This is a genomic window from Bathymodiolus heckerae thiotrophic gill symbiont (genome assembly GCF_900128515.1).
Taxonomy (GTDB): domain Bacteria; phylum Pseudomonadota; class Gammaproteobacteria; order PS1; family Pseudothioglobaceae; genus Thioglobus_A.
Genome location: NZ_FQTP01000242.1, coordinates 1 through 913 on the forward strand (window position 1 = coordinate 1; position 913 = coordinate 913).

A 913-nucleotide genomic window follows, 5' to 3' on the forward strand; every position below is an offset into this window, starting at 1 on the left:
AGACTTGTCGAAAGCATGGCCTATCATTTTGGGATTATTTGAAAGATCGCTTACTGGATGTAGGAGATATTCCTCCGTTATCAGAAGTCATCCGTGCGGCCGCTGCCGGTGGATAATGAGAAGTTACTATAAACGGGTACTATGCACGATTTTATCAGGTAACTGATGCTTATATTGGGTCTTTAGAAGGAAGTCTTTATGTTTACGGGGCCCAGTTCGGTGGATTGCTAGAGCTCGGAGAGCTAAGCCACTGGGTAGAGGAAATGCAAAAGGAAACGGATAATAAGTAAACCCATAGCTTAGTTGTAAATGTTTTATCAAGCGGCGTTTTTTAAAGCGCCATTTAATTACTTATAGGATATCAATATGAACTTTAAAAAAATAACAGCCTATTCTCTACTTCTTGCCGGTATAGCAATGTCACCGCATGCCTTGGCAGAGCAATCTTTTCATGGGCATACGGTTAATGTAGCATTTGAATACTGGCATAATGATGTTCATGATGATCATGGTGACTTTTTTCTACTTAAAAATCAGAAAGATGTTATGGCTAGTGACTCGTCTTATCCTGATGAAACAGATTTTTATGTTGTTAATCCAGACATAGATTATTTTTACTGGGACATAGATTTTAGCCAGAATATGATTGAACTGGCTTATACGTCTATTCAAGCTGTAGACGATTATAATCAAACAGGGGGCAGCACTCATAAAGGCTTTCACTTTAATGATGTCAAGAATAGCTTGCCTGACATTATCAATGTAATTGTGGATGATACTTTTGCCCGTAACCGTTCAGACCCTTACGGTTAAAACCTAAAAATCTTGACAAAAACACCTTGTAAGTGTTTATTATATCGATAATTTCACAAAGGCGTTTAAGGCTCATGGTTCTCAAGGAACAGGAATTACT

1 protein-coding gene is annotated in these 913 nt (G+C 38.1%); it reads left to right on the forward strand.

The features are described from left to right. Positions 1-366 precede the first annotated feature (366 nt). Positions 367-813 carry a hypothetical protein gene (locus tag BTHERMOSOX_RS11610; RefSeq protein WP_138121250.1) on the forward strand — a complete coding sequence of 149 codons (447 nt, stop codon included), beginning with the start codon at positions 367-369 and terminating at the stop codon, positions 811-813. Positions 814-913 lie beyond the last annotated feature (100 nt).